The sequence below is a fragment of the Thermoplasmata archaeon genome (assembly GCA_035622275.1).
Lineage (GTDB): Archaea > Thermoplasmatota > Thermoplasmata > Lutacidiplasmatales > UBA184 > Lutacidiplasma.
The window spans coordinates 38,300-63,743 of record DASPVQ010000027.1 but is presented as its reverse complement, the minus strand read 5'-3'; the positions used below and the strand labels follow the sequence as shown (position 1 = coordinate 63,743).

The window sequence follows — 25,444 nt, the reverse complement described above, 5'->3', positions numbered from 1 at the left end:
CGAGCCGCGTGCCGACCGAGCGCTGGCCGACGGGGATCGGATCGATCGACGGCCTCCTCGGCGGGGGGCTCGAGACCGACTGCCTTACCGAGATCTACGGGGAGGGCGGGAGCGGCAAGACGCTGTTCTGCCTCGAGCTCGCGGTCCGGGCCGCGCGGGAGGACCGCTGGGTCTTCTACGTCGACACCGAGGGGGTGAGCGTCGACCGGCTCCGGGCGATCGCGGGCGACGAGCTCGAGCGACTGCTGCACCGCATCCTCCTGTCCACGCCGCGCGACCTCGCCGAGCAGGGGCGGGCGATCGCGACCGCCTGCGCGCTCACCCGGGAGGGCCAGCGTCCGGTCGGCCTGATCGTCGTCGACTCGGCGACCTACTACTACCGGCTCTCGCTGTCGGGATCGGACGAGGACGAGGCGCGACAGGCGCTCAGCCTGGAGCTCGCCGAGCTCGTCGCGACGGCCCTGCAGGCCGAGGTCCCGGTCGTCCTCACGAACCAGGTCTGGCGCAGCGTGAGCGCGGGGACCCTCGAGCCCCTCGGCGGATCGTTCCTGAACCACGCGGCGAAGACGATCCTGCGCTTCGAGCGCCTCGCCGGCGCGCGGCGGCGGGCGGTCCTCGTGAAGCACCGGAGCCGGCCCGAGGCCTCGGCCGAGTTCCGCATCGGGCCGACGGGCCTCGAGTCCGTCGCCGGCGGGGAGCGTTTCGCGACCTCTCCCGCCGCGGACTAGAAGGCAGATAAGGCAGGACAGCGTGTCGCGGCCCGTGGACCTCTCCGTCGAGTTCGCGGACGTCCCCACGCCGATCGGTACGTTCCGCGTCGCCTATCGCGGTTCGACCGTGCGGGTCGTGGACCTCCTCGAGAACGGCGTGGCCCAGACCGGTACGCCGGTCGGTGCGGCCCGGCGCAAGGCGCCGTTCCCCGCCGGCAGCCCGCCCCGCCAGCTCCAGGAGTACTTCCGCGGCGACCGCCGCGGCTTCGAGCTCGAGGTCGATCCGGACACCGCCTCCGAGTTCGACCGCACCGTCTGGGCGACCCTGCGCGGCGTCGGGGCGGGGCAGACCCTCACCTACGCCGAGCTGGCCCGTCGGGCCGGCTACGGCGGGTCCGCCCGGGCCGTGGGCGGCGCCATGGCCCGCAATCCGATACCGATCGTGATCCCCTGCCATCGCGTGATCGGCACCGGGGGCTCGATCACCGGTTACGGACTGGGCCTCTGGAGGAAGCGCTGGCTCCTCGACCACGAGGGTGCCTGGCCGATCCGCTCCCGCTCCGCCGAAGGGCCGCGGGACCGCTCCCAGCGGACGCTCGACGTCTCCTCCGCGACGGCGTGAACCGCGGCCCATCCCCGCGCCCGGCGCCGAACGGTTCGCTTACCTACTATGCGTCGTAGTAGGTATTGGGACGTAACCTACTACGGATCGTAGTAGGTGATGTCCGCCGTAGCTACTACGGTACGTAGTAAGAAAGGAAGGAAGTAGCTACTACAGTTCGTAGTAGGAACTGGCTCACCCGGCGTAGTAGGCCGCGTCGTAGGGTTCGGGCTTGAGCCCCCGGCGCTGGCGGATCTCCGCGACCACGCCGGGCTGGAGCTCGACCGGCACCGGCTCGAAGCCCATCGACTCGGTCGACCAGAGCACCTTGCCGGCGGTCGCGCTGCGGATGTCGGAGGCGAAGCCGAACATCTCGGCGACCGGGACCTTCGCCGTGATCGTCTGCAGGTCGCCGACGCTCGTCATGTCGAGGATCTCGCCGCGGCGACGCTGGAGCTCCCGGGTCGCGCCGGCGAGCACCTCCTGCGGGACGTTCACCGTCACCTTCTGGAACGGCTCGAGCAGGATCCGGTCGGCGAGCACCATCGCGCCGTACATCCCGGACCGGGCGGCGGGGATCGTCTGGGCCGGACCGCGGTGGATCGAGTCCTCGTGGAGCTTGGCGTCGACGAGTCGGACCTTGAGGCCGTAGACCTTCTCGTTCGCGAGCGGGCCGCGGTTCATCGCCTCCTTGAACGCGTCGACGATGAGGTCCATCGTCTCGTTGAGGTACTGGATGCCCTTCGTGACGTCGAACAGGACGTTCGTCCCCTCGACCGCGACGATCCCCCGGCCCTCGTCCCGCGGGATCCCCAGCCCCTCGAGCTTGGTGACGAGGGTCTTGACGTCCTTGAACGACTTGCCCTGGGGGACCTCGCCGTCCTTGATCGCCTGGACGACCGGCATCGGGAGCGGCTCCACCTCGAGGTAGAAGCGGTTGTGCTTGTTCGGGGACTTGCCCTCGAACGGGCCGCCCGGATGCTGGACGAGCTCGCGGTAGACGACGATCGGCTTGGACGACTCGATCTCGACCTTGTAGTCGTTGACGATCCGGTACTGGGTGATCTCGAGGTGGAGCTCGCCCATCCCGCTCAGCAGGTGCTCCCCCGTTTCGGGGTTGATCTCGACCCGCAGGCTCGCGTCCTCCTTGGCGACCTTGCGCATCGTCTCGATCAGCTTGGGCAGATCGGCCATCCGCTTGGGCTCGATCGCGACCGTGACGACCGGCTCCGAGACGTGCCGGATCTCCTCGAACGGCACCATGTCCACGGCCGTCGACGTGGTCGTCCCCGCGAACGCGTCCGTGAGGCCGATGACCGCGCCGATGTTGCCGGCCGTGACCTCCTCGACCATCAGCCGCTCGGGGCCCATGAAGAGCGAGACGTGCTGGATCCGGTTCTTGATCTTGGTCCCGATGATCTGCAGCTCCATGCCCTTCTGCAGCTTGCCGGAGAAGACCCGGCCGGTCGCGATCTCGCCGGCGTTCGGGTCCATGGTGATGTCGGTGACCATGAACGCCGTCGGGCCCGCGGCATCCGTCGCGAGCATCGCCTGACCGATCGGCGAGCCGATGTCGCCCCGCCAGATGTTCGGGATGCGGTACTGCTGCGCGACGCGCGGGCTGGGAAGGTGCTTGACCACCATGTCGAAGATCACGTCGTTGATCTTCGCGCGCTGCGCGATCTCCTTCGACCGGCCGCTCGTGACGTACTCGATGATGTCGGGAAACTTCACGCCGGTCCGCTGCATGTACGGCACGCTGATCGCCCAGTTCTCATAGCCGGAGCCGAAGGCGACGGACCCGTCGCGCGGGTCGACGCTCCAGGCGTCGACGAACTCCTCGGGGGCCATGCGCCGTATCAGCTCGTTGACCTCGGAGATGATCGTCGCGAAGCGCCGCTGCAGTGATTCCGGCGTCAGCTGGAGCTCCTTGATCGCTCGGTCGACCTTGTTGATGAACAGGACCGGCTTGACCTTCTCGCGGAGCGCCTGGCGCAGCACCGTCTCGGTCTGTGCCATGACGCCCTCGACCGCGCAGACGACGACGACCGCCCCGTCGACCGCGCGCATCGCGCGCGTGACGTCCCCGCCGAAGTCGACGTGGCCCGGCGTGTCGATGAGGTTGATCAGGTAGTTCGATTTCTCGTACTCGTGGACGATCGAGACGTCGGCGTTGTTGATCGTGAGGAGGCGCGCCTGCTCTTGCTCGTCGAAGTTGAGCAGCAACTGCTTTCCGGCGAGCTCGTTCGAGATCATGCCGGCGGCGGCGAGGAGGTTGTCGCTGAGGGTCGTCTTGCCGTGATGGATGTGAGCGACGATCCCGATGTTGCGGATCTTGTCGACCTGGTGCATCATCTCGGGGATGGCCTTCGCCAACTCCGCCCGGATATGCGTCACGGTGCTGTCCCTCCTTGCGGCCTCAGCGGGCCGACTGGGCGACGCGTTCGACCTCTTCCTTGCGACCCACGGCGAAGCTCGACAGGTTGCCCTTCGCGGCCAGCGCGATCTCGTCCGCGAGGCAGGTGTGGATCGGCTTCGTGGACTTGCGCGAGGCCTGGATCGCGCCGAGGGCGAGGTTGCGAATCGCCACGTTCAGCCGCCGGGCGGGCGAGGCATCCACCGCCCGCGGGACGCTGATCCCGCCGAACTGGAGCCGCGTGACCTCCTCGCGCGGCGCGGCGTTCTCGACCGCGTCGACCAGGAGCTGCAGTGGGTTCGCCCCCTCTCGCTTCGCGAGCTCGTCGAACGCGCTGCGCACCGTCGCGAGCGCCTTCGACTTCTTGCCGGTGAACTTGCCGCCCTTCATCAGGTGGTTCGCCAGCCGCTCGACCAGGTGCATGCGCGTCTTGAGGAACGGCTTCCCCGAGAGACGCCCCTCCGTGTGGGGCGCGTAGACCGCGTGCAGATACAGGTACGGCACGAGCCCGGGGTCGTGGACCTCGACCCCCTCGAACGGGTACTTGCCGAACAGCGGGGGCACGGGGAACGGGGGCGGAGCCGCTGGCTGGGGACGCTGGACGATAGGACCGACGTCCTCGCCGGTCGGCTCGGCCGGGGGGATCGGCACCGGATCGCCGCTCATCGGGCCGGCTTCTCCTTGCGGCCGCGTACGAGCTCATCGAGCGAGACGCCGTTGACCTGGATCACCTTGTAGCGCACCCCGGGGATGTCGCCGTACGACCGCCCCATGCGGCCGCCGATGCCCTCGACGAGGACCTCGTCGTGCTCGTCGATGAAGTTGATCGCCCCGTCGCCGACGGCGAACGCCGTGACCTGGCGCCCGTTCTTGATCAGCTGGACCTTGATGCACTTGCGGATCGCGGAGTTCGGTTGCTTGGCCTCGACGCCGACCTTCTCGATCACGATCCCGCGGGCCTGCGGAGCTCCCTCGAGCGGATCGGAGCGCTCCTTGAGGTGGAGCGTGCGCCGCTTGTAGTACCGGTCGGACCAGCGTCGCCGCTGGCGGAGGGCGGCGAGTCGCCCGGCGGTGTTGAGGCCCGACGGCGGCGGCATAATCGGCGGAGAGGCCGAGCCACAGGGTACCCCTATTTAAGGTGCGTCCCGGCGAGCGAGCGCGTAAGTGCCGCCGGCCGTCTCGCGCCGCGATGATGGGCACGTACGCCGGTGGACCGCGGACGAGACCGCCTGCCGGATGGCGTCGGCGGTGGCGCGCGCTCTCCCGGGAGATCGCGACGTGCCAGAAGTGCCCGCTGGGGCGTTCGCGCACCCATGCGGTGGTTTACCGCGGAGGGCTCGCCCCCCGGATCGTGTTCGTCGGGGAAGCGCCCGGGGCCGCGGAGGATGCGACGGGTCTCCCGTTCGTGGGACGGTCCGGGCGACGGCTCGATGAGGCGATCCGATCCCTGGGACTGGCGGCGGGCGACTTCGGCGTCCTCAACCTCATCAAGTGCCGCCCGCCCGCCAATCGGTTCGAGCCGCGAGCGGCGAGCGCTTGCCGGCCGTACCTCGAGCGACAGCTCGACCTGCTCGCGCCCGAGCGGCTCGTGACCCTCGGCGCCCACGCGCTCCGGGTGCTGGACCCCTCCGCTCCGGCGATGCTGCAGGCCGCCGGCCGACCCCGCACCGCCGGACGTGGGCCAATCTTCCCGATGATCCACCCCGCGGCCGCGCTGCGCTCGCGACAGCTCGCCGCGCGCTGGGGCGCCGACGTCGAGCGTCTCGGGCGCTGGCTGCGCGAGACGCCCGCGCAACCCGTTTAACTCGTCCCGGGCTCGCCGGAGCGTGCGAGCGGTCGAGCTGTTTTTCCTCGAAGGTTCGTACCAGGCCGTCGACGACGGCGTCGTCGTCGAGCTGTTCGGCCGCACGCGCGAGGGCGAGTCGATGGTCGCTCGCTACTACGGGTTCCGGCCGTACTTCATTCTGGCGGAGCCGACCGACGACGACCGCGCGCGCCTCGCCGCCGACCCGGAGATCGTCGGCGTCGAGGGTCTCACCACCTGGGTCGGTGGGCGGGACCGCGCGGCGATCCGGGTGACCCTGCACCGTCCGTGGCTGGTGCCCGAGTACCGGGACCGGTACCGTCGCAAGGGCGACGACGCCAGCGTCCTCGCCTGCGACATCCCCTTCGTTCACCGCTTCCTCTACGACCGGCGCCTCGGGCTCACGCTCGCGTTCGACGCCGAGGACGAGCCCGAGGAGATCCGGGCGCGCTACACGGTCCCCTGCGTCGTGCGGGTCGTCACGGACCGGCGGGAGATCGGACCGGCCGAGCCGTTCCGCCCGTCGCTGCGCGTCCTCTCCTTCGACATCGAGAACGCGATCCGTGAGCGCACGATCTTCACGATCTGCGGGGTCGCGGACGGCGCCGATCGGCCCCGTCGGACGTTCCGCATCGGTCAGATCGAGGAGCGCGCCATCCTCGAGGAGTTCGTTCGGATCGTCCGGGAGGAGGACCCGGACGTGATCACGGGGTACAACATCGGCGGCTACGACCTGCCGCTGCTGGTCGAGCGCGCCGAGGCGCTGGGCCTGCCGCCGCTGGCGCTCGGCCGGGAGAAGGGCGAGCCGCGCAGCTCGAACGATCGCCTCTGGAAGATCACCGGCCGCATCGTCGCGGACGCCTGGTGGTCCGCCCGTCGGGACCTGCGCCCGAAGCAGGAGAGCCTCCAGTACGTCGCGCGGGTCCTGCTGAACGACACGAAGCTCGACGTCGACCGCCGCAACATCTCCGAGGAGTGGCGGCGCGACCCCGGGCGCGTCATGGAGTACTGCGAGCACGACGCGGACCTCGCCCTGCGCATCCTCGCCAGGCTGCGCGCGATGGAGAAGGCCGCCGACCTGGCGACCGTCGCCCGGCTGCCGCTCGAGGAGGGGCTGAACGGCCGGACGTCGCTGTTCATCGACGCGATGCTGATCCCGGCGGCCGACGCCCGCTCCGTCGGGGTGCCGCCAACGCACCGCCTCGGCCGGGACGCTCCGATCGAGGGCGGCTACGTCCACGCGATCCGCGCCGGGCTCTATCCGTGGGTCGTGGTGCTCGACTTCAAGTCGATGTACCCGTCGATCATCATCTCCCACAACCTCTGCTTCACCACGCTCTCGCCCGAGGGCACGACGGTCGCTCCGTCCGGCGCCCGGTTCCTCTCGGCGGAGGTCCGTCCTGGCATCATCCCGGGGATCCTCGCCGGCCTGCTCGCCGACCGCGAGCGGTTCCGCCAGCTCGGCCGGTCGGCCGAGACCCCCGAGCTGGGGGCGTACTACGACGGGCTTCAGAACGCGGTCAAGATCCTGATGAACTCGTTCTACGGCGTCCTCGCGTCCAGCTTCTACCGGTTCACGAACAAGGACATCGGCTCGGCGATCACGTCGTTCGCGCGTGCGGCGATCACCTCGATCATCGGCGAGCTCGAGGCCGACGGGCACGAGGTCGTCTACTCCGACACCGACAGCGTGTTCGTCCGCTCGCCGGTGGCGTCCCTCGAGGGCGCGAAGGAGTTCGGCGAGGCGGTCGCGCGGCGGTTCACGCGCGAGGGCGTCACCTTCGAGTTCCAGTCGGTCTACGAGGCGCTGTTCTCGCACGGCGCGAAGAAGCGGTACGTCGGCCACGCCGTGTGGCCCCGGGACGAGGTGGTCATCCGGGGCTACGAGACGCGACGATCCGACGCCTTCGACTACCAGTCCGATGCGCTGCTCGAGGTCTTCGACCTCGTGCTCAAGGGCGACACCGACGCGGCGGTCCGGCGATCGCGCGAGCTCGTCCAGGCCGTTCGCGAGCGCGCGGTGCCGCCCGAGCGGCTCGTGATCGCCCGCTCGGTCCGTGCCGAGGGCGAGTACAACGCCGCGACCCGGGACGCGCTCCCCTTCCTCCGCGTGTTCCGGCAGCTGCAGCAGGAGGGCTATGACGTGATCCCCGGGATGCGCGTGGCCTGGATCGTCACCGACTCGCGCAAGAGCCCGCAGGAGGTCGAGCCCTGGATCGAGGGGCGCCCGTTCGCCAAGCAGCCGGACTGGGAGTACTATGCCGACCGCGTCGCGCAGACGCTCGCACGAGTGACCGAGGTCTTCGACTGGGACGCCGCATCGCTCCTGCGCGGCAGCCACCAGCGCCGGCTCGGATCGCCGGATCCCGCGACGGAGCCCGCCGAGCCGGGAGCACCGGCGACGCTCGACACGCCCGCCAGCGACGTCGGGCGCGCGGGGCGACGACGGACCACCAACCGCCAGCTCAGTGACTGGACCTAGCCCGGCGGCGAGCCCGCGGCCGCTCGAGAGGGCGCGGCGGTCTCCGCGCGCAGCGCGAGGATCGCGCCCCCGACCGCGACCGGGATTCCCACGAGACCGAGGGCCGGGATCGGGATCGATAGGATGCCCCAGCTCAGGATCCCCGCGAACACGGGGATACCGGTCATCAACAGGGGGGGCACGACGTATCCGGCCCGGTGGATCGCGTCGAAGTAGAGCAGCGGCGCGACGAAGAAGCTCGTCAGGCCCGTGACGACGAGCAGCAGCAGCGGGGTCGGATCGACGAGCGCGAGCCCCGCCGTTCCGCCGGGGAGCAGCGGACTGATCGCGACCCCGACGATTCCGGCGGCCAGCATCGACTGCGCGACGACCGCGCTCAGGGAAGTGCGCTCCCCCTCGCGCGCGGACCCGAGAAAGTAGCCGGCGACGGTGAGCGGGATGGTGATCACGAGCAGGTAGCCCCAGCCCCGGACCGCCGCGACGCTGCCGCTGCCGACGATCGCCAACGCTCCCCCGAGGGCGCACAGGATCATGCCGGTCCACAGCACGATCGATCCGAGGCGGTCGCGGTACTCCAGGAACGCCGCGGCGACGAAGATCGGGGTGATCACCACGTCCCCGATCAACGACAGCAGCGAGACGTCGACCGGGCCGATGAGGTAGGTCCCCGCGAGCACCGAGAGCTGCATGCCGAGAAGCAGGCCCACCCTCAGCCAGGCCGCCGGACTGCGCCAGAGGGCGAGGAAGGCCGCGCCGTCGCCGCGGATCCCCGTCCAGGCGGCGTAGGCGACCCCGCCGAACAGGAACGGGTAGACGAACACCGCCGACGGGTTCGACCGCGGGGTCGCGGCGAGGACGAGGATGTAGTACAGCGCCCACAGGAACGCGGCGAGCAGGGGGAAGCCGACGGCCGAGCCCAGGTACGCTCGGCCGGCGGGCACGCCGCGCGCTAGGGAGGATGCGGGATAATCGTTTGGCCGCGCGCGCGCCGCCCGCTGCTCGCTAGTCGTAGCCTTCGAACGAGAGACCGCGGCTCGGGACCCGGACGCCGCGACCCCGCTCCACGTGGCCGATGACGACCGCGTCCGGCGCGCCGGCGCGCGCTATCCGGCGGCGCGTCTCGGCAAGATGCGTCGGCGCGACCGCGAGGACGAAGCCGATCCCCATGTTGAAGGTCCGGAACATCTCGGCGTCGGCGATCTCGCCGAGCCGCTGGAGCCAGTCGAAGAGCGGGGGCGGCGGGGGCCAGCGCTCCAGCACGAAGGCCACCCGCGCGTGCAGGCGCACGAGGTTGCGGACCCCGCCGCCGCTCAGATGCGCGAGACCGTGCGTCTCGGGCCGCGCGGCGATCGCCTCGGCCGCACCGGTGTAGATCCGGGTCGGCGCGAGCAGCTCCTCACCCAGGGGGACGGCGGCCCCGGGCCGGGGGCGAGCGAGGTCGACCGAACGCTCCTCGAGCAGTCGCCGAACCAGGGTGAAGCCGTTCGCGTGCAGACCGTTCGAGGGGATGCCGAGCAGGGCGTCGCCCGGCCGGATCCGCTCGCCGAGCACGGGCCGACGGCCCCGAGGGAAGAATCCCACCGCGGTGCCCCCGAGATCGATCCCCTGGACGATCGAAGGGACGACCGCGGTCTCGCCGCCGAGCAGGGAGCATCCGGCCGCGCGCAGTCCCCGGTCGAGGCCCCGGCCGAGGGCGGCGAAGACCGCCGGCTCCGGGCGGGCGCACAGGATCGTGTCCACGAGGCCGGCCGGTCGCGCGCCGACCGAAGCGAGGTCGTTGACGTTGGCCCCGACGAGGTCCTCGCCGACCTCCTCCCATCGCCCGAGCCGCTCGGCGAGCTGCACCTTCGTGCCCACCGTGTCGGTGGTCACCGCGAGCGTCTCGCGACCGATCCGAACGAGACCGGCGTAATGGCCCGGGGCCCGGACCGGTCGGCCGTGATCGGGCCGCGCCCGGTACCGGACCTCGGCGAGGAACGCCGCCAGCGCCTGCCCGCGGGCTCCGACGTCCACCCCACTGCGCGCGTACGTCCAGCCGGGCGCGCCGGCGGGGGGATCGTCCACGCCGGGCGAATCCGCACCGAGGAGATAGCGTCCCGGAGCGCAGGCACTCCTTCTTTATCGGGACCGGCGTCCGAGCGGCGATGGCACCCGCTCGGCGGAGACGGGCCGAGGCTCCCGCCGAGACGGTGGGGACCTCGCTGATCCTGGCCGGCCGTGCGCTCGTCCACGGCCGGCTCGAGCCGGTCGAGATCGCGATCGGCGACGACGGGCGCATCGCGTCGGTCGGCAAGGTGCGGACCGGCGCGCCCCGGCGCGACCTCGGGGACGCCGTGATCCTGCCGGCGGCCACCGACCTCCACGTTCACTTTCGCGACCCCGGCGGTCCGCTGGCGGCCGAGAGCTTCGCGACCGGTACGATCGCGGCCGCGATCGGGGGCGTGGGGCTGATCGCGGACATGCCGAACACGCTCCCGCCGGTGACCGACCGCGAGCGACTGGAGGAGAAGGCCGCGCGCGTGCCCGGCCGCGCCGCGATCGACGTGCTCCTCTACGCGGCGGCCTCGGAGTCGGCGGCGATCGAGTCGCTGGGTCGCTTCGCCGGCGGCTTCAAGATGTACCTGAGTCCGACCACGGGGATCGAGCGGGCGCCGCTCCCGGCCGGCCTGCCCGGGCTCTTCGGGCGCGTGGCGGAGACCGGGCTCGCCCTCTCGGTCCATGCAGAGGATCCGGACCGCTTTTCGGCCGGGACGTCCGCCGCGGACCCGGTCGGTTGGAACGCCGTCCGACCGATCGCTGCCGAGCTCGCCGCGATCGATCGGCTCGCGAGCGCACCCCCGTCGCTCCGATGCAACGTCGCGCACATCACGAGCGTCACCGCGCTCCGCCGGGCGGTAGGCGTCGCGGCCGCCTCCGAGGTAACGCCGCACCACCTCCTGCTCTCCGATGCCTCGGGGACCGGCGGCCGCTTCAAGGTCAATCCTCCGTTGCGCGCCGAGCGGGAGCGGGGGGCCCTCTGGACCGCGTTCGCTCAAGGAGAGATCCCGTTCCTCGCCAGCGATCACGCGCCCCACCCGGCCGCGGAGAAGGACGCGCCGTTCGACCGGGCGCCGAGCGGCGTCCCGGGGGTCGAGACGATGCTGCCGCTCCTACTGGAGCGCGTCCGGGCCGGCGCCCTCGACCTCGGCACCCTGGTCCGGGCGGCGATCGATCGGCCGGCGCGCTGGCTCGGTCAACCGATGGGCCGCCTCGCTCCCGGCCACCGGGCGCATCTCGTCGTCGTCGACTTCCGCGCTCGACGCCGGCTCGCCGGAGCGCACCTGCACAGCGCCTGCGGCTGGACGCCGTTCGAGGGGTGGGAAGCGGTCCTTCCCCGCGAACACTACCGCGACGGGGAGCGGATCGTCGAGGCCGGTGAGTACGTCGGGTCGCCGACCGGCCGCGTCGTGCGGCCGGACTATGCGCGGCCCCCGTCGCCGGCGGCGTCGCGCTAGCTACCCGGGGCCGGCCGGAGGGTCGGGATCCGACGCGCGGGCGCGGCGCCGCGGAGGCCAGCCCGGGGTGATGCGGCCGGCGGCGAGCAGCCCCACGTAGCCCGCCCCGGCGACCAGGAGAGCGACGAAGGCGTAGTCGAGCGGCGCGAGGTAGGCCTCGAGGAGGTACCAGTCCGCGCCGAGGGCGACGCCGGCGAAGAGGAGGCCGATCGTCCACGGGGCGGAACCGAGCAGCGTGTAGGCACCGAAGCGGACCGGGCTCATGCGGGCGGTCCCCGCCGGATAGCTCACGTAGCTGCGGACGATCGGCACGACCCGGGCGATCGCGACCGTCGCCTCCCCCCGTTCCGCGAACCACCGGTCGACCCGGTCGAGGTCTTCGGGGCGGATGCGCACCGCGCCGAGGCCCCAGCCGATGAGGCGGGAGCGCCACCACCGGCCGACGGCGTAGGCCGCGAAGGCGCCGACGAGCCCTCCGGCCAGGGCGAGGGCGGTGGCATCGACGAGCGGGTACGTCCCCTCCGCGACCAGGAAGCCGGCGAACGGCAGGATCACCTCGCTCGGGATCGGCGGGATTCCGAAGCTCTCGACCACCATGAGCGCGAAGAGGCCGGGGAGGCCGATCGTGCCGAGGACCAGCGTGATCCCGTCGATCAGGGAGCCGATGAGGGAGAACGTCACGCTCGGTGGACCTCGCGGCCGTCTTCCGCCGGGGCTACGCGGTCGCCGGCGCGTCCCAGATCAGGCGGAACGGCTCGCCGAGCCGGGCGTTCGTCCGCGCGGGGATCCCTTCGAAGTCGAGCGGGTTCTGGCACCCCCCGCACGCGACCGACGGACGACGGCGACCGAGCGCGATCGACAGCGCGATGCCGACCTCGATCTCCCGGGGCGGACGCGGCGCGCCGTGCACGGCGAGGCGCAGCGCGTCCAGCAGCCGCTCCTCCTCCGCCGCACGTGGATCGCTCGGCATCCCGGAAACGACCGGCCGCCGGCTCTTAAGGAGCGGGGGTCGACGAGCTCAGCTCGTGCCACCGGTGTCGCCGCCACCCTCGGGCGGCGTCTTCGGCCGCTTGAGGATCTCGGTGCTGATCTTGTCGAGCTCGGCCATCAGCGAATCGATGTCCGGTTCCTGGGCGCCCTTCGCCGCCGCGCCCGAAGCGGCGCCGGCACCGGCCCCGGCGACCGCGCCCGCGGGCACCGGTGGGGCCGAGCCCACGTCCTCGGCCGTCTCCAGGTACTCCGGCTGGGCCGGCGCCGCTCCGCCCGGCGGGGCCGGTCCGCCAGCGGCGGCCCCGCCACCGGCCGCGCCCGCGTACGGGCGCACGCCGCTCGGGGGGCGGCGACGGCGCATGAGGAAGAGCGCCGCGCCGAGGGCAGCGACCACGACGATCGCGATCACGGCGACCACCCACCACGGGATCGAGGTCCCCGCGATGCACTGGTTGTACTGGCAGTACCCCTGCGCCGGCACGGCCCCGGTGTTGGGGGAGAGCGCCGCCGCGATGATGATCCCCAGCATCGCGAGGCCGAGCGCTATCGGCACCACGCGGGAGGTCGCGTGCGATCGAGCCATAACCTGGACGCCGTCGGGGCGTCCCGAGTCGGGGATGATGGCCGGCCGACTATAAGCCTGTCCCACGAACGTTCTCGGCGCCGGCCGGTCCCGCGGTTATACGACCGCCCAACGTTACGTCCTCGACGGCGCTGCGGGCCGACGTGGGATTCCCGTACGTCCCCGTCTTCCTCGCGCTCCTGCTGGCCTACATGGTCTACTCGCAGTGGGCACGCCTCGACTCGCGCTACCCGATCGCGGCCGCGCTGATGCTGCTCGTCGTCACCGCGGTGATCGACGCGGCGGGGGCGGTCGCCGTCGCGAACACGCTCGCCGAATTCGTCTTCTTCCTGCTCGCCGGCGGGGTCGTCCTGCTGCTGCTCGATCACGCGCGCGAGTCGAGATCGCCCGGACCGGCCTCAGCGGTTGGGACGACGGACGCCCGCGCGCCCGATGCGCCGCAGGGTGGGCAGGGGACGGCCGACGAGCCCCTCGAACGCTCCGAGCAGCAGCCGGTCGCCCTCGTCAATGCTCCGCGTCGCGAGTACGACGAGGACGAATAGACCGGCGATCGCGACCCCGATCACGGGCAGCGACCACAGCGGGTAGTGGACCGGCGCGAGCGAAAGGACCGCCCCGACCGGTACCGCCGTCACGACCAGGGGCACCAAGAAGTGGGGCCGGAACGGGTGGACGTGCGTGAGGACCGCGAGCTCGATGAGGGAGAGCGCCGTGTAGCTCGCGTTGGCGATCGTCCAAGCGATGGCGGCGCCGTTCATGCCGAAGGCCGGGACGAGGACGAACGCGAGACCGACGTCGACGGCGGCCGCGATCCCGGCGTTGTAGGCCAGCAGGCGGGCCTGGCCGAAGGCGACCTGGGCGTTGGCCGCGGGCCCCAGGACCGTCGTCACGAACGCCCCGAGCACGGTGATCTGCAGCGGAAGGGTCGCGTGCGAGTACTGCGCGCCGTAGACGAACTCGAGCGACGGGCCGGGCAGGACGAAGAACAGCAGGAAGAGCGGCAGCGAGAACAGGATCATCCATTTCGTCACGGTCACGTAGGTCAGCTCGATCGTCGAGTTGTCCTTCTGCCGGAGCGCCCGGGCCGCGACCGGCAGGAAGATGTAGGCGGCCGCGCCGATCCCGACCTGGAGCAGGCGCGCGAGGGTGAGGGCGTTGCTGTAGTAGCCGAACTCGGCGGCATGGTAGGCGCCGAGGACGAGCGAGTCGCCGCCCCCGGTCAAGGTTCCCAACAGTCCGACGAAGAACAGCGGGACCGCGAAGTTCATCAGGCGGCCCACCGCCCCCGGCGCGCGCGGGCCCGCCGGCAAGAGGTGGCCGAGCCGCTGGAGCGCGTAGCCGACGGCGAGCAGGAGCGCGGCGACGTTCCCGGCGACGTAGGCGACGAGCGCGGCCTCGAACGTGAGCCGGGACGGGAGGATCGCGGCGATGCCGAGGAAGGCGACGAAGAAGCCCGGCGTGAGGATCTGCACGAAGAGGGCGTTCGGCGTGACGTCCTCGTAGCCCTGGAAGATCGCCGCGATGATCCCGATGACGACGGACGTCGCGACCGCCAGCGGGAACAGCTCGAACGTCGGCCCCAGATCGGGAAGCCCGAGATGGCCGGCGAGCTCCGGCCCGAGGAGGAATAGGCCGATCGAGGAGATGGCCGCGGAGGCGACGCTGATCACCACGGAACCTCGGACGATCCCGCGCCGCTCGTCGTCGGAGTGCGCGTAGGGAAGCCCTCGGGCGACGGCGTTCGTGAGCCCGAGCGCGCCGATCGAGCCGACGACCCCGATGATCGTGAGTCCGAGGGAGAACGAGCTCCACTCTTCCGTCGAGATCGTGTGGGTGATGATCACGCGGGCGACGAAGTTGAGCCCGACGTAGCAGAGCGTCGCGATCAGGAGGAAGAGCGTGCCTCGGGTGACGCTCGAGAGGCCGTCGCGGGCCCCGGACGCAGTCGACAATTCCGGTCGCCCGGCCGTCGGTCGGGTCGACCGGCGGTAAATACGTAGCGCTTCGGCGGCACGTTGCTATTAGGGCACGCCGTTAGCGAGGGCGTGACCCTGCCCGGCCCGAACGGGGTCGCGTGGGCCCTCGAGCTGCTCGCCTGGGCCGCGGCCGCCGCGTTCCTCGGCGAGTTCGTGCGCCGGTTCACGGAGCGCTGGGTCGCGATGTGGCGCTCGCTCGGCCTCATCGAACGGCTCCTGCTCGACTTCTATCTCGGCGGGGCGGCGATGTACCTGCTCGCGGCGCTGCCGATCGGGGCCTTCGTCGCGCCGGTCGTCCTGGCGGTGCCGGTCGCGGCGGCGCTCGCGGTCGTCGCCCGGGCGATCCACCGGGGCCGGGGCGGCGGGCGGCCCGACCGGACCTGGGCCAAGCGGATCGGCCTCAGCGGGCCGAGCGCCGTCGCGTTCGCGAGCGCGCTCGCGCTCTTCGCCTACGAGCTCTCGATCGCGCTGCCCGTCGCGACCGGCAACACGTTCGATGCCAGCCTCCTCACGACCTACGTCGCCCTCCTCCTGCAGCACGGATCGATCCCGCTGTCGTTCCGGCCGTACGCCCCTCTCGGCCTGCTCTACCCTCAGGGCACGACCGTCTGGCTCGCCTGGGCCCAGCTGGACTTCGGCCTACCGGCGGCGCGTACGAGCCTGCTCGTGACGCCGCTGTTCCTCGGGCTCGCGCCGCTCGGCGGGTTCGCCTTCGCCCGCCGCGCCTTCGGGACCGAGATCGCCGGCGTCGCGGGTGCGATCTTCCTCGCGTCGGTGGCGTCGTGGACCCGGGTGCTCGTCGGCGGGAGCAATGACTTCGTGTTCGCCTTCCCGCTGGTGCTCCTCCTCGCCGGCGAGGCGGTCCGACCCTCCCCGGCGCCGGAGGATCGGTGGACGGGCGCGCTCGCCTTCGGCCTGCTCGTGGGCTACTCGGCAGCGATGAATCCCGTCGGGGCCCAGTGGCTATTGCTCACGTTCCTCGTCCTCGCCGCGCTCGGCCCTTTCGGCAGCTGGCGAGAGTTCGCGGTGCGCCTGGGGCGATGGGCGATCACGGTCGGCGCGGCGCTCCTCCCGCTCGCGCCCACCTTCTACGTGCTGGCCCAGGGATGGAACAGCCCCGGGCTCACCCTGGGAGCGGCCGGCCCTCCGGCCGGGACCTTTCCGGGCATCAACGGCGCACAGTTCGTCGGCGGGATCGATCCCTACCTGTTCCGCGCGACCGACGTCTGGCTCTCACCCGTCCCGACGCTGCGGCTCGAGCTCGCGATCCTGCTCACGATCGGCCTCGGGCTGCTCGTGGTGGCGGGGAGCCGCTCCGGGCTCGCCCGCTACCTCGCGCCGTTCCGTCGCTTCGCGCTCGTCGCCGCCGTCGTGATCGTCGCGCTGCTCGGGGTGCTGTGGGCGAGCTCCGCCGGCTTCGGACCGGCGGTTCGCTTCGCGGATGTGTCGAGCGCGGCGGAGCTGTCGATCTGGCTGTTCACGCTCTACGGCTTCGTCGCGGCCCTTCCGCTCGTGCTGGCGCTCGAGCGGGCGTTCGCGGCCGATCGGCCGCCGGCACCGCCCCGCTCGGTGGCCCGGCCGGTCCGCCGCTCCGTCCTGCCGCGCGGGGCCATCGCCATCGGGATCGCGGTGATCGTCATCGTGCCGGGCGCGGTGCTCACGACGACCGCCCTGCCCCCCGTCCTCTCCGAGCTCTACACGGACTTCGGGAACGTGAGCGCCGGCGACTTCGCCCTGTTCGGCTACGCCGCCGGGCACCTTCCCGCCGGGGCGCGGGTGGTGATCGCCCCGGGGAGCGCGGCCGGTTTCCTCCCCGGCTACGTTGCGAACGTGGTCCTGCTCTATCCGCTCGTCCCGGGTTGGCAGTGGTCGAACGCGTCGTACCGCCTCGTCGTCAGCCAGCTATCGAATGCCACGCTGAACGGCAGCGGACGGGACGCGCTCGCCTCGCTCGACGCCGGGTTCCTGATCGTCACCGGCGCCAACACGGTCCTCTGGCCGCCGTTCTCTCCGGCGCCCCTGCTGGCGGATCCGACGGCGTTCCCGCTCTGGTTCCAGGACGGGGACGCCTACCTCTTCCAGATCGACCTCGGCTAGGCCGATCGACCGCGCTAGACGAACTCGTCCAGCACGTTCTCGTGGCCCGCAAGGCCGGCCGGCTGCTGGGCGAGCGGGCCGGCCTGGAGCACCGGCTCGAGGTCCTCGTAGGAGGGACGGTCGGTGCGGTAGAACAGCCCGATCGGGATCTTGTCGCCCCACTCGAGCGAACGCTGCCAGGCGGCCACGATGTCGCTCGGGTCGTGGCCAGCGCTCTCGAGCTTGTAGACGCGCTGGCGGAAGAAGTCGAAGGTGTTTAGCTTGTTGTAGGTGACGCACGGGCTGAAGACGTCGACGAACGCGAAGCCCTTGTGCTGGATCCCGCCGGCGACGAGCTCGGTCAACTGCTTGACGTCGCCGGAGAAGCCGCGGGCGACGTAGGTCGCCCCGCTCGCGAGCGCGAGCGAGATCGGGTCGATCGGATGCTCGATCACGCCGGTCGGCGTCGACTTCGTCTTCTGGCCCATCTGCGAGGTCGGGCTCGCCTGGCCGGTCGTGAGCCCGTAGATCTGGTTGTCCATCGTGACGTAGGTGAGGTCGACGTTGCGCCGCATCGCGTGGACGAAGTGACCGGCCCCGATCCCGAAGCCGTCCCCGTCGCCCCCCGTGCCGATGACGGTGAGGCCGTGGTTCGCCCAGCGGATGCCTTCGGCCACCGGGAGGACCCGACCGTGGATGCCGTGGTAGCCGTAGGACGAGAGGAAGTGCGGCAGGTTGGACGAGCAGCCGATCCCCGAGACGATCACCACGTTGTACGACGGGATCCCGAGGCGCTTGAGCGCCGCTTCGACCGCCGCGACGACCCCGAAGTCGCCGCAGCCCGGACACCACGTGGGCTTGGTGTCGGACTTGCCGACCACCGGCAGCGCGGGCCCGGTCGGCACACCGACCGCGCGCGCGGCGCTATCCGCCATGACCGATCACCTCGAGCGCCCGCGCCACGATCTCGTGCGGGTAGAACGGCTCGCCGTCGTACTTGAGGAACCGCTCGGCGAGCTCGACCCCGGTCTCGGCCCGGATCAGGCGGCCGAACTGTCCGGAGTAGTTCGCCTCGACGAGCAGGGTGCGCCGAGACTTCGATAGCTCCGCGCGTACCCGCTCGGGGTCGAGCGGATAGACGGTCGGGAAGTGCAGCAGGTTCGTGGCTCGGCCCTGCGCGGCCAGCATCTCCCGCGCGTCCCGGATCGCGCCGATGGTGGAGCCCCAGGCGACGAACGTCAGGTCGGCGCTCGCCGGCCCTTCCCAGGCCGGCGGCTCGGCGGCCGCGAGGATCCCGTGGAGCTTGCGCATGCGCTTGTCCATCATGCGCTGGCGTTCCGTGACCCAGACCGGGATGCCCGACTTCACGTCGGAGATGAGATGGCCGCGCTCGTCGTGCTCATCGGAGCCCGCGACGAACTGCAGGCCCGGCTGCCCCGGGATCGCGCGGGGCGAGACGCCGCTATCGGTGTACTGGTAGCGGTGGTAGTCATGGCCGTTCGGCTCGACGGTGAAGAGCGAGCGCACGGGCACCGCGGTCGGGATCTCCTCCCGGTCGACCGTCGCCATGTTCTCCGAGAGATGGAGGTCGCTCGCGACGAGGATCGGGGTCTGCCAGTCCTCCGCGAGTTCGAAGGCGCGGATCGCCGCGCGGTAGGCCTCGGCCGGATGGCTCGGTGCGAGGATCGCCCGCGGGAACTCGCTCTGGCCCGCGCCGAGCATGAGGTTGAGATCGCCCTGCTCGGTCTTCGTCGGCAGACCGGTCGACGGACCGGCGCGCTGCGACTCGACGACGACGAGCGGGGTCTCGGTCATCCCGGCCATTCCGAGCGCCTCGACCATGAGCGAGAACCCTCCCCCGCTCGTCGCGGTCATCGCCCGCACTCCGCCGAACGACGCGCCGATCGCCATGTTGATCGCCGCGAGCTCGTCCTCCGCCTGCTTCACGACGACGCCGAGGCTCTGGGCGTGCGCCGCCATCCAGTGCATGATCGAGGACGCGGGCGTCATGGGGTACTGGGCGAGGAACTTGCAACCCGCGGCGGCCGCGCCGAGCGCGATGGCGGCGTTGCCGTTCATCAGGAGCTTCGGGGCCCCCCGGCGCGCGAGCGCGTGCTCGCTCGCCGAGGCATGCGACGCGGCGAACGCGAAGCCGGCGGCGGCGGCGCCGAGGTTCCAGTCGGCGATCTCGCCGGCTTTCTTGCCGAAGGAGTCCTTCAGGACCTCCTGGAGGAGCTCGAGCGGGATCCCGGCGAGGAAGGCGGCCGCCCCCATGCCGCCTGCGTTCTGCAGGATCGACTGGCTGGTGTACTTGCGGGCGATCTCGAGCGTCGGGACCCCGAGGGCCCGCACGCCCGCCGGCAGATCCGACTCCGCCACCGCGAACTTCTCGGGGTCGTAGATCACCGTGCCGCCCGCGCGCAGGGACGGCGCATGGATCGACACCGTCTGCTTGTCGAGCGCATAGAGGACGTCGGCCCGGTCCCCCTGCGAGTAGGGACGCGGGTCCGACGCGCGGGCCTGGAACCAGACGTGGCCCCCGCGGATCACGGACTGGTAGGCATTGAGCGCGAAGACGTGCCAGCCCATGCGCGACAGGCACCGGGCGATCGACTCGCCGATCGAGGCGATCCCATCGCCGGCCTGGCCGCCGGCGCGCACCGCGAGATCCGGCATCCGCGCTTCTATCGGGCGTGCGTATTAAGCGGTTGTGCGGCACGCGCGCCGCCGAGAACGCTTAGACGGCCGTCGGACTGGCGGCGCGATGGTCGGCACGGTGCGCGTGCTCCTCTTCTCGACCGCGCGGACCGCGGTCGGCCGCGCCCAGCTCGACTGGCCCGTTGCCCCGGAGGGGGTGCGGGCCGACGAGCTAGTGCGCGCGCTCGGCGTCGCCTATCCGGCCCTCTCTCGCGTGCTGCGCACCGCCCGCCTCGTCCGCAACGGAGCGTACCTCGGCCGCGGGAGCGAGCGCCTGCGCGCGGGGGATGAGTTCGCGGTCCACCCCCCCTACGGCGGTGGCTAGCGTGTCGCACCGCCTCACCGCACGCCGTTTATCGCTCGCGACCGCGGCCCGGGAGCTCGAGTCCCCGGGCCTCGGCGGCGTCGTACTGTTCGCCGGGCGCGTGCGCGCCGACGGTACGGGTCGCCGGCGCGTCCTCGCGCTCGACTACGAGGTCCATCTCGCCCCGGCCCTCCACGTGCTCGCGGCGCTCGATCGCGCCGCCCGGACACGCTACGGCGTCGAGCGGACGGTGCTGTGGCACCGCGTGGGTCGGGTCGCCTCGGGGGAGATCGCGGTCATCGTCGGGGCGGCGGCCGCCCACCGCGCCCCCGCGTTCGCGGCGACCCGCTTCCTGATCGACCGGCTGAAGCGGACGGTCCCGATCTGGAAGACGGTGCGAGCACGAGCCGCGCGTCGACCGCGACGACGCCCTCGCCGACGGGTCGCACGATCAGTGGGTTGAGGTCGAGCTCGCTCACGGCGTCCAGCTCCGTCGCGAGCTGGCTGACCCGTTCGATGGCCTCCGCGAGCGCCGCGAGGTCGCCGGGCGGCCCGCCGCGCACGCCCTCGAGGATCGGGAAGCCGCGCACCGAGGAGATCATCCGCCGGGCGGAGAGCGCCCGCAGCGGCGCGAGCCGGAACGTCACGTCGCGCAGCACCTCGACGTAGATCCCCCCGAGCCCGAAGACGAGGATCGGGCCGAAGTTCGGGTCTCGCTGGACGCCGACGAGCACCTCGGTGCCCGACGGGACCTGCGCCTCGACCTCGAAGCCGACGATCCGCGCTCGCGGGGCCCGGGTCGAGAGCGTCGCGCCCATCCGCGTCCAGGCCTCCGAGAGACTCTCCGCGCCCTCGAGGCCGAGGGCGACGCCGCCGACGTCCGTCTTGTGCGAGATGTCGGGCGAGGCGACCTTCAGCACGACCGGGTAGCCGAGCTCCTTCGCCGCCGAGAGGGCTTGGTCGAGCGTTCGGACCCGGTGGGACTCGGGGAAGCGCAGGCCGTAGGCCGACAGGATCGAGCGCGCGAGGTACTCCGGGAGGACCGTCGCGCCCGAGGCGCGCGCGCGGGCGAGCGCACGTCGCACCCTGGCGCGGTCGACGGGGAACGAGCGCACGGGCGTCCGGGGCCGCGCGCCCCAGGCCCGGTAGCGCGCGAGGCTGCCCAGGCCCTGGATGGCCTCCTCCGGGAACGTGAACGTGGGAATGCCGTGGGCCTCGAGATCGGCGACCTCCTTCGACAGGTCGGTGAGGCCGAAGAGGCACGCCGTCACGGCCTTGCGGCTCGCGCCGCGGCCCTGGCGGATCGCGCGGGCGGCCTCCGCGCCGGTCAGCGTGCCGGTCGGCGTCGCGATCACGAGCGCGCCGTGGATCGTCGGCTCGGACAGGAGCCGGTGCAGTGCCTCGCGGTACTGCTCCGGTCCGGCGTCCGCGGTCATGTCGAGGGGGTTGCTGAGCGCGGCGGACGGCGAGAGCCTCCGGGCGAGGGCCGACCGAAGCGCGGCCGACGGCGTCGGCAGCTCGAGGTGCTGGCGCGCGGCGGCGTCCGCGGCCACGATCCCCGGCCCACCGGAGTTGGTCAGGATCGCGAGGCGCGGTCCGTCCAGGCGCACACCCGAGCTGAACACCTTGGCCATGCGGAACAGGTCCGCGATCGTGTCCGCCCGCAGCACGCCCGCCTGCTCGAAGAGCGCATCGTAGAGCTGGTCCCGGCCGGACTGCGCGAGCGAGCCGGTGTGGCTGCGCGCCGCTCGCTCCCCGACCGGCGTGCGCCCGCTCTTGATGATGAGGACCGGCTTGTGCTCCGTTACTTCCTGCGCGACCTCGAGGAAGCGTCGGCCGTTCGCGAGGCTCTCCATGTAGAGCAGGACCACGCGGGTGGCCGCGTCGTCCGCCAGCGACGCGAGCAGGTCGTTCTCGTCGACCCCGGCGCGGTTTCCGACGGAGACGAACCGGGAGAAGCCGATCCGCTCCGCGATGCCGTACTGCAGGATGCCGGCACAGAGCGCGCCGCTCTGCGAGACGAAGGCGATGTTGCCGCGCGGCGGCAGGTCCTCGCTGAATGTGGCGTTGAGCCCGACCTCGGGGTCCGTGTTCAGTACGCCGAAGCAGTTCGGGCCGACCAGCGACATGCGGTGGCGCCGGGCCCGGTCGACCAGCTCGGCCTCGAGCCGCGGGCCCGGGGCGCCCACCTCCCCGAAACCGGAGGAGATGACGATCGCGCCGCGCGTGCCGGCGGCGCCGAGCTCGTCGACGATCGCCGGTACCTCCGGTGCGCGGACGATGACGACCGCGAGCTCCGCGACGTCGGGGAGGTCCGCCACCCGGCGGTAGCAGCGGACCCCCGAGACGCTCTCCCATCGGGGGTTGACCGGGTAGGCGACGCCCCGGTAGCCGGCGCCGAGGACGTTGCGGAAGAGGCTCGCGCCGACGGTGCCGGGGCGGTTGGACGCGCCGATCACGGCGATCGATCGCGGCCGGAAGATCTCGTCCAGCGCCGAGGATCGCCCGACGGTCATCGCGCGCGACCTCGCGGGGCGGCGACCCAGCCGCCCGTTATATAGCCACTCCGGCGTCCTTCGAACGTGAGCGCGCCATCGGGCCCGGGCGCGATGCGCCCGACCTCCAGCCCGTCGGCGGCGGGTCCCCCCCGGGGCCGCCCCGGTGGACTCCTCCAGCGGATGGACAAGGGGGCGATCCGCCACGTGGTCGCGGTCGGCAGCGGCAAGGGCGGGGTCGGTAAGTCATCGGTGACCGCGCTGCTCGCCGCCGAGCTCGGGCGCCGCGGCCGGGCGGTCGGAATCCTCGACGCGGACATCACCGGACCGTCGATCCCCAAGCTGCTGGGGCTCAAGGGCCCGCTCACGGACCGCGGCGAAGGGATCGAGCCGGTGCGGACGCGCTCGGGCATGCCGATCGTCTCCTCCCAGTTCATGGTCGAGGACGAGCAGGCGCCCGTGATCTGGCGGGGTCCGCTCGTCACGCGGCTCATCACCCAGTTCTTCGGGGGCGTCCACTGGGGGCCGCTCGACTACCTGCTCATCGACATGCCGCCGGGGACCAGCGACGTGCCGCTCACCGTGTTCCAGACGATCCCGATCGACGGGATGGTCTTCGTGCTGACCCCGCAGGACCTCGCCGCGCTGATCGTGAAGAAGGCGATGAACATGGCCCGCGACCTCCACGTCGCCCTCCTCGGCGTCGTCGAGAACATGAGCTGGATCACCTGCCCGCATTGCGGCGAGCGCATCCCGCTGTTCGGCGAGGGCCACGTCGCGACGGTCGCGGAGGAGTACGGCATCCCGCTGCTGGCCCGGCTGCCGCTCGCCCCGGCGATCTCCGCCCTCGCCGACGAGGGCCGACTCGAGCAGTACGCCTCCCCCGAGCTCGCCGCCCTCGCGGACTCGGTCGGCGCCGCCGTCGACGCGATCACGTCGAAGGCATCGACGGTACTGTAGGCTCCCGCAGGGCGCGGAACGGGATCGACTCGATCGGCACTCCGCGACGCCGCAGCGCCGAGCCGAGCCCGGAAAGGTGCGCGTCGCCGACCACGGCGGCGAGGCGACCGTACCCGCGGCCCCGCAGCGTCGCGAGGCGCTCGGCCATGTGCTCGTTGCGCTCGTCGAGCAGGACGTGCGCGATCGTGGGGCTCGCCCGCCGCAACTCCTCCGTGTAGGCCTCGGGGCTCTCCACGTAGCGGTCGATCTCCCGTTCGACGAGCCGGGCCGGCACGAACAGCGCGACGAACGCGCCGACGAGGAGCGCCACGCGCTCTCGGAGCGGCATCGACCGCACGAGCCGCGCCAGGGTCGTGCCGATCGGGTCGTCGATCAGGAACAGCGGCAGGCGCCGCTCGGCCGCGAGGCGCGCGGCGACCTTCATCTCCGCCCCCGGCGGCCCGCCACCGATCTGATCGCCGAGGCGACGCTGGACGTGCGCCCAGAGCCGGGCGAAGGCGGGTCCGCGGGACGGACCCGACGTCGCGCCATCGCCGAGGAGCGAGGCGGCCCGCTCCGGGTCGAGCTCGATCGCGATCGCATCGAGCGTCCGGTCCGCGAGCAGACGGCGCAGCGGACTCTCGAGGTCGACGACGTGCGCGACCCCGATCAGGAGCACCGGTCCCTCGGTGGTCGAGGCGAACACCCCCGGAGGACCGGCGGAGCCCCGTATCTGCCTAACGGCCCCGCGAACCCATATAGGCCGGGTCGGTCGCCCGCCGCATGGCCTGGACCCTGTACCTCCTCCCCAGCGCGCAGCGCGGCGCGCTGGAGGCCGCGCTGCGGGACGACCAGCTCTCGCGGCAGAGCCAGACGATCCGCGATGCGAGCACCCTGAGCGGCCCCGCCGACGCGCTGTACGTGCTGCTCGAGGGCGGGCCCGAGGCGGTCCGTCGCGCGGACGAGCTCCTCGGCCCCCTGGGCGCGAAGCCGGCGGATGCCGAGCGCGTCTACCGCCGCATCAAGGAGGACGAGGAGTCCGCCTCCGCCGGCATGGGCCTGTTCTTCACGGAGGGCTGATCCGCTCAGTCCGACGCGGGCGCGTGCGAGGGCTCGAGGTCCTCGCCGCCGCCGAAGACGCGCTGGGCGCCCTGGTAGAACGCCTCGAGGCCGGTCCCCTCCTTCGCCGAGGTCGGGACGAGGCCGCTCAGCGGGCCCAGCACCTCGATCGCGCGGACGATCTCGGTCGAGAGCTGCACGTCGGGGGTCGGCGCGTCGCGCGATACGGCATCATGGAGGGCCGAGGGGTCCTCTCCCCAGCCGCGGATCTCCGCGAGCTGCTCGGCGGTGAGGACGTCCGCCTTCGCGAGCACGTTCAGCATCGGCAGCCGGAAGCGGAACTCGACGGTGGCGCTGAGCAGCAGCAGCGAGACGAAGCCCGAGGCCGAGCGCGCGAGCGCCGGGTCGAACAGGAAGGCGATCAGGGACCGGTCGCCGCTCAGCGCGTCGACGATCGCCCGGGACGCCTCGCGAAAGGCGAACAGCTCGATCTGGCCGGGCGTGTCGACCAGCACGTAGTCGGTGCGTAGCTCGTCGATCGCCTGCTTCACGTCGAAGATCTTGAGCGCGATCATGTCGGCGGCCGCGATCTGGGCCCCGTTCGGCCCGAGCCCGTACTCGTCCTGCAGGTCGTCCAGGCGCACCCACTCGCGGATGTCGACCGCCGGCTCGAGGCTCTTCGACTCGCTGCCCGGGTCCAGGTTGACGATCGTCGATTCGTACCCGGCCGAGTGCATCCAGTCGGCGAACGCGCGGACGAACGAGGTCTTGCCCGCCCCCGCCGTGCCGGCGAAGTAGATCGTGCCCGGCTCGTCCAT

General features: G+C 72.0%; 24 protein-coding genes. 9 read left to right on the top strand and 15 right to left on the bottom strand.

Features of this window, described 5'->3' with window-relative positions:
• Positions 1 to 8 precede the first annotated feature (8 nt).
• Positions 9 to 728 carry a DNA repair and recombination protein RadB gene (radB, locus tag VEL82_08045; protein HXW67806.1) on the top strand — a complete coding sequence of 240 codons (720 nt, stop codon included), beginning with the start codon at positions 9 to 11 and terminating at the stop codon, positions 726 to 728.
• A 34-nt stretch (positions 729 to 762) separates the two neighbouring features.
• Entirely contained in the window at positions 763 to 1,332 is a 570-nt protein-coding gene (locus VEL82_08040; GenBank protein ID HXW67805.1) for a methylated-DNA--[protein]-cysteine S-methyltransferase, read from the top strand.
• Between the two features lie 174 nt (positions 1,333 to 1,506).
• On the opposite strand, the gene VEL82_08035 is transcribed toward VEL82_08040, so the two are convergent.
• The 3 genes from VEL82_08035 to VEL82_08025 are packed head-to-tail and all read right to left on the bottom strand — an operon-like array spanning position 1,507 to position 4,824.
• Positions 1,507 to 3,699, bottom strand: coding sequence for an elongation factor EF-2 (locus VEL82_08035; protein HXW67804.1), 2,193 nt, complete (start codon positions 3,697 to 3,699; stop codon positions 1,507 to 1,509).
• A 31-nt stretch (positions 3,700 to 3,730) separates the two neighbouring features.
• Positions 3,731 to 4,393, bottom strand: a complete 663-nt coding sequence (locus VEL82_08030; protein HXW67803.1) for a 30S ribosomal protein S7 — start codon at positions 4,391 to 4,393, stop codon at positions 3,731 to 3,733.
• Positions 4,390 to 4,824, bottom strand: a complete 435-nt coding sequence (locus VEL82_08025) for a 30S ribosomal protein S12 (GenBank protein HXW67802.1) — start codon at positions 4,822 to 4,824, stop codon at positions 4,390 to 4,392. The genes VEL82_08030 and VEL82_08025 overlap by 4 nt, the downstream gene beginning before the upstream one ends.
• Before the next feature lie 92 nt (positions 4,825 to 4,916).
• Here VEL82_08025 and VEL82_08020 point away from each other — a divergent pair, with 92 nt between their 5' ends.
• A complete protein-coding gene (locus VEL82_08020; protein ID HXW67801.1) occupies positions 4,917 to 5,531 on the top strand; it encodes a uracil-DNA glycosylase in 615 nt (204 codons plus the stop codon).
• 22 nt (positions 5,532 to 5,553) lie between these two features.
• Complete coding sequence (locus VEL82_08015; protein ID HXW67800.1) at positions 5,554 to 8,013, top strand: DNA polymerase domain-containing protein; 2,460 nt, start codon at positions 5,554 to 5,556, stop codon at positions 8,011 to 8,013.
• Here VEL82_08015 and VEL82_08010 read toward each other — a convergent pair.
• A complete protein-coding gene (locus VEL82_08010) occupies positions 8,010 to 8,954 on the bottom strand; it encodes a DMT family transporter (protein ID HXW67799.1) in 945 nt (314 codons plus the stop codon). The genes VEL82_08015 and VEL82_08010 overlap by 4 nt on opposite strands.
• Before the next feature lie 61 nt (positions 8,955 to 9,015).
• Positions 9,016 to 10,077 (bottom strand): phosphoribosylformylglycinamidine cyclo-ligase, encoded by a 1,062-nt coding sequence (gene purM / locus VEL82_08005; GenBank protein HXW67798.1) that lies wholly within the window; start codon positions 10,075 to 10,077, stop codon positions 9,016 to 9,018.
• Positions 10,078 to 10,157: 80 nt separating this feature from the next.
• On the opposite strand from purM, the gene VEL82_08000 reads away from it, so the two are divergent.
• Complete coding sequence (locus VEL82_08000) at positions 10,158 to 11,507, top strand: dihydroorotase family protein (GenBank protein HXW67797.1); 1,350 nt, start codon at positions 10,158 to 10,160, stop codon at positions 11,505 to 11,507.
• Here the strand turns inward: VEL82_08000 and VEL82_07995 are convergent, their stop codons facing one another.
• The 4 genes from VEL82_07995 to VEL82_07980 form a co-directional block, all read right to left on the bottom strand.
• Entirely contained in the window at positions 11,508 to 12,188 is a 681-nt protein-coding gene (locus tag VEL82_07995; protein HXW67796.1) for a DedA family protein, read from the bottom strand. It lies immediately after the preceding gene.
• Between the two features lie 34 nt (positions 12,189 to 12,222).
• Positions 12,223 to 12,477, bottom strand: coding sequence for a hypothetical protein (locus tag VEL82_07990; protein ID HXW67795.1), 255 nt, complete (start codon positions 12,475 to 12,477; stop codon positions 12,223 to 12,225).
• Positions 12,478 to 12,525: 48 nt separating this feature from the next.
• A complete protein-coding gene (locus VEL82_07985) occupies positions 12,526 to 13,053 on the bottom strand; it encodes a hypothetical protein (protein HXW67794.1) in 528 nt (175 codons plus the stop codon).
• Positions 13,054 to 13,478: 425 nt separating this feature from the next.
• Positions 13,479 to 15,032 carry a flippase gene (locus tag VEL82_07980; GenBank protein HXW67793.1) on the bottom strand — a complete coding sequence of 518 codons (1,554 nt, stop codon included), beginning with the start codon at positions 15,030 to 15,032 and terminating at the stop codon, positions 13,479 to 13,481.
• 93 nt (positions 15,033 to 15,125) lie between these two features.
• Here VEL82_07980 and VEL82_07975 point away from each other — a divergent pair, with 93 nt between their 5' ends.
• On the top strand, positions 15,126 to 17,153 hold the full coding sequence (locus tag VEL82_07975; protein ID HXW67792.1) for a hypothetical protein: 2,028 nt from the start codon (positions 15,126 to 15,128) through the stop codon (positions 17,151 to 17,153).
• 14 nt (positions 17,154 to 17,167) lie between these two features.
• Here VEL82_07975 and VEL82_07970 read toward each other — a convergent pair whose 3' ends face one another.
• Complete coding sequence (locus VEL82_07970; GenBank protein ID HXW67791.1) at positions 17,168 to 18,067, bottom strand: thiamine pyrophosphate-dependent enzyme; 900 nt, start codon at positions 18,065 to 18,067, stop codon at positions 17,168 to 17,170.
• Positions 18,057 to 19,808, bottom strand: coding sequence for a 2-oxoacid:acceptor oxidoreductase subunit alpha (locus tag VEL82_07965; protein HXW67790.1), 1,752 nt, complete (start codon positions 19,806 to 19,808; stop codon positions 18,057 to 18,059). Before VEL82_07965 ends, VEL82_07970 begins: the two co-directional genes overlap by 11 nt.
• Positions 19,809 to 19,896: 88 nt before the next feature.
• On the opposite strand from VEL82_07965, the gene VEL82_07960 reads away from it, so the two are divergent.
• A complete protein-coding gene (locus VEL82_07960; GenBank protein ID HXW67789.1) occupies positions 19,897 to 20,154 on the top strand; it encodes a MoaD/ThiS family protein in 258 nt (85 codons plus the stop codon).
• Positions 20,155 to 20,182: 28 nt separating this feature from the next.
• On the opposite strand, the gene VEL82_07955 is transcribed toward VEL82_07960, so the two are convergent.
• Complete coding sequence (locus tag VEL82_07955; GenBank protein ID HXW67788.1) at positions 20,183 to 20,395, bottom strand: hypothetical protein; 213 nt, start codon at positions 20,393 to 20,395, stop codon at positions 20,183 to 20,185.
• A gap of 34 nt (positions 20,396 to 20,429) precedes the next feature.
• Entirely contained in the window at positions 20,430 to 22,649 is a 2,220-nt protein-coding gene (locus tag VEL82_07950) for an acetate--CoA ligase family protein (protein ID HXW67787.1), read from the bottom strand.
• Positions 22,650 to 22,715: 66 nt separating this feature from the next.
• Between VEL82_07950 and VEL82_07945 the strand changes: the two genes are divergently transcribed.
• On the top strand, positions 22,716 to 23,588 hold the full coding sequence (locus VEL82_07945; protein ID HXW67786.1) for an Mrp/NBP35 family ATP-binding protein: 873 nt from the start codon (positions 22,716 to 22,718) through the stop codon (positions 23,586 to 23,588).
• On the opposite strand, the gene VEL82_07940 is transcribed toward VEL82_07945, so the two are convergent.
• Positions 23,560 to 24,273, bottom strand: a complete 714-nt coding sequence (locus tag VEL82_07940; GenBank protein ID HXW67785.1) for a TraB/GumN family protein — start codon at positions 24,271 to 24,273, stop codon at positions 23,560 to 23,562. The two genes, VEL82_07945 and VEL82_07940, sit on opposite strands and share 29 nt — an antisense overlap.
• A 77-nt stretch (positions 24,274 to 24,350) precedes the next feature.
• On the opposite strand from VEL82_07940, the gene VEL82_07935 reads away from it, so the two are divergent.
• Positions 24,351 to 24,647 carry a hypothetical protein gene (locus VEL82_07935; protein ID HXW67784.1) on the top strand — a complete coding sequence of 99 codons (297 nt, stop codon included), beginning with the start codon at positions 24,351 to 24,353 and terminating at the stop codon, positions 24,645 to 24,647.
• Positions 24,648 to 24,652: 5 nt separating this feature from the next.
• Here the strand turns inward: VEL82_07935 and VEL82_07930 are convergent, their stop codons facing one another.
• The gene (locus VEL82_07930) at positions 24,653 to 25,444 is read right to left on the bottom strand and encodes an ATP/GTP-binding protein (protein HXW67783.1); all 792 of its coding nucleotides are present in this window, start codon (positions 25,442 to 25,444) and stop codon (positions 24,653 to 24,655) included.

Excerpts from the sequence above, each read along its gene's own strand:
- VEL82_08025 (HXW67802.1), bottom strand. The coding sequence starts at position 4,824 with ATGCCGCCGCCGTCGGGCCTCAACACCGCCGGGCGACTCGCCGCCCTC.
- VEL82_07960 (HXW67789.1), top strand. The coding sequence starts at position 19,897 with ATGGTCGGCACGGTGCGCGTGCTCCTCTTCTCGACCGCGCGGACCGCG.
- VEL82_08020 (HXW67801.1), top strand. The coding sequence starts at position 4,917 with ATGATGGGCACGTACGCCGGTGGACCGCGGACGAGACCGCCTGCCGGA.
- VEL82_07990 (HXW67795.1), bottom strand. The coding sequence starts at position 12,477 with ATGCCGAGCGATCCACGTGCGGCGGAGGAGGAGCGGCTGCTGGACGCG.
- VEL82_07965 (HXW67790.1), bottom strand. The coding sequence starts at position 19,808 with ATGCCGGATCTCGCGGTGCGCGCCGGCGGCCAGGCCGGCGATGGGATC.
- VEL82_07970 (HXW67791.1), bottom strand. The coding sequence starts at position 18,067 with ATGGCGGATAGCGCCGCGCGCGCGGTCGGTGTGCCGACCGGGCCCGCG.
- VEL82_07935 (HXW67784.1), top strand. The coding sequence starts at position 24,351 with ATGGCCTGGACCCTGTACCTCCTCCCCAGCGCGCAGCGCGGCGCGCTG.
- VEL82_07950 (HXW67787.1), bottom strand. The coding sequence starts at position 22,649 with ATGACCGTCGGGCGATCCTCGGCGCTGGACGAGATCTTCCGGCCGCGA.
- VEL82_08030 (HXW67803.1), bottom strand. The coding sequence starts at position 4,393 with ATGAGCGGCGATCCGGTGCCGATCCCCCCGGCCGAGCCGACCGGCGAG.
- VEL82_08000 (HXW67797.1), top strand. The coding sequence starts at position 10,158 with ATGGCACCCGCTCGGCGGAGACGGGCCGAGGCTCCCGCCGAGACGGTG.
- VEL82_07930 (HXW67783.1), bottom strand. The coding sequence starts at position 25,444 with ATGGACGAGCCGGGCACGATCTACTTCGCCGGCACGGCGGGGGCGGGC.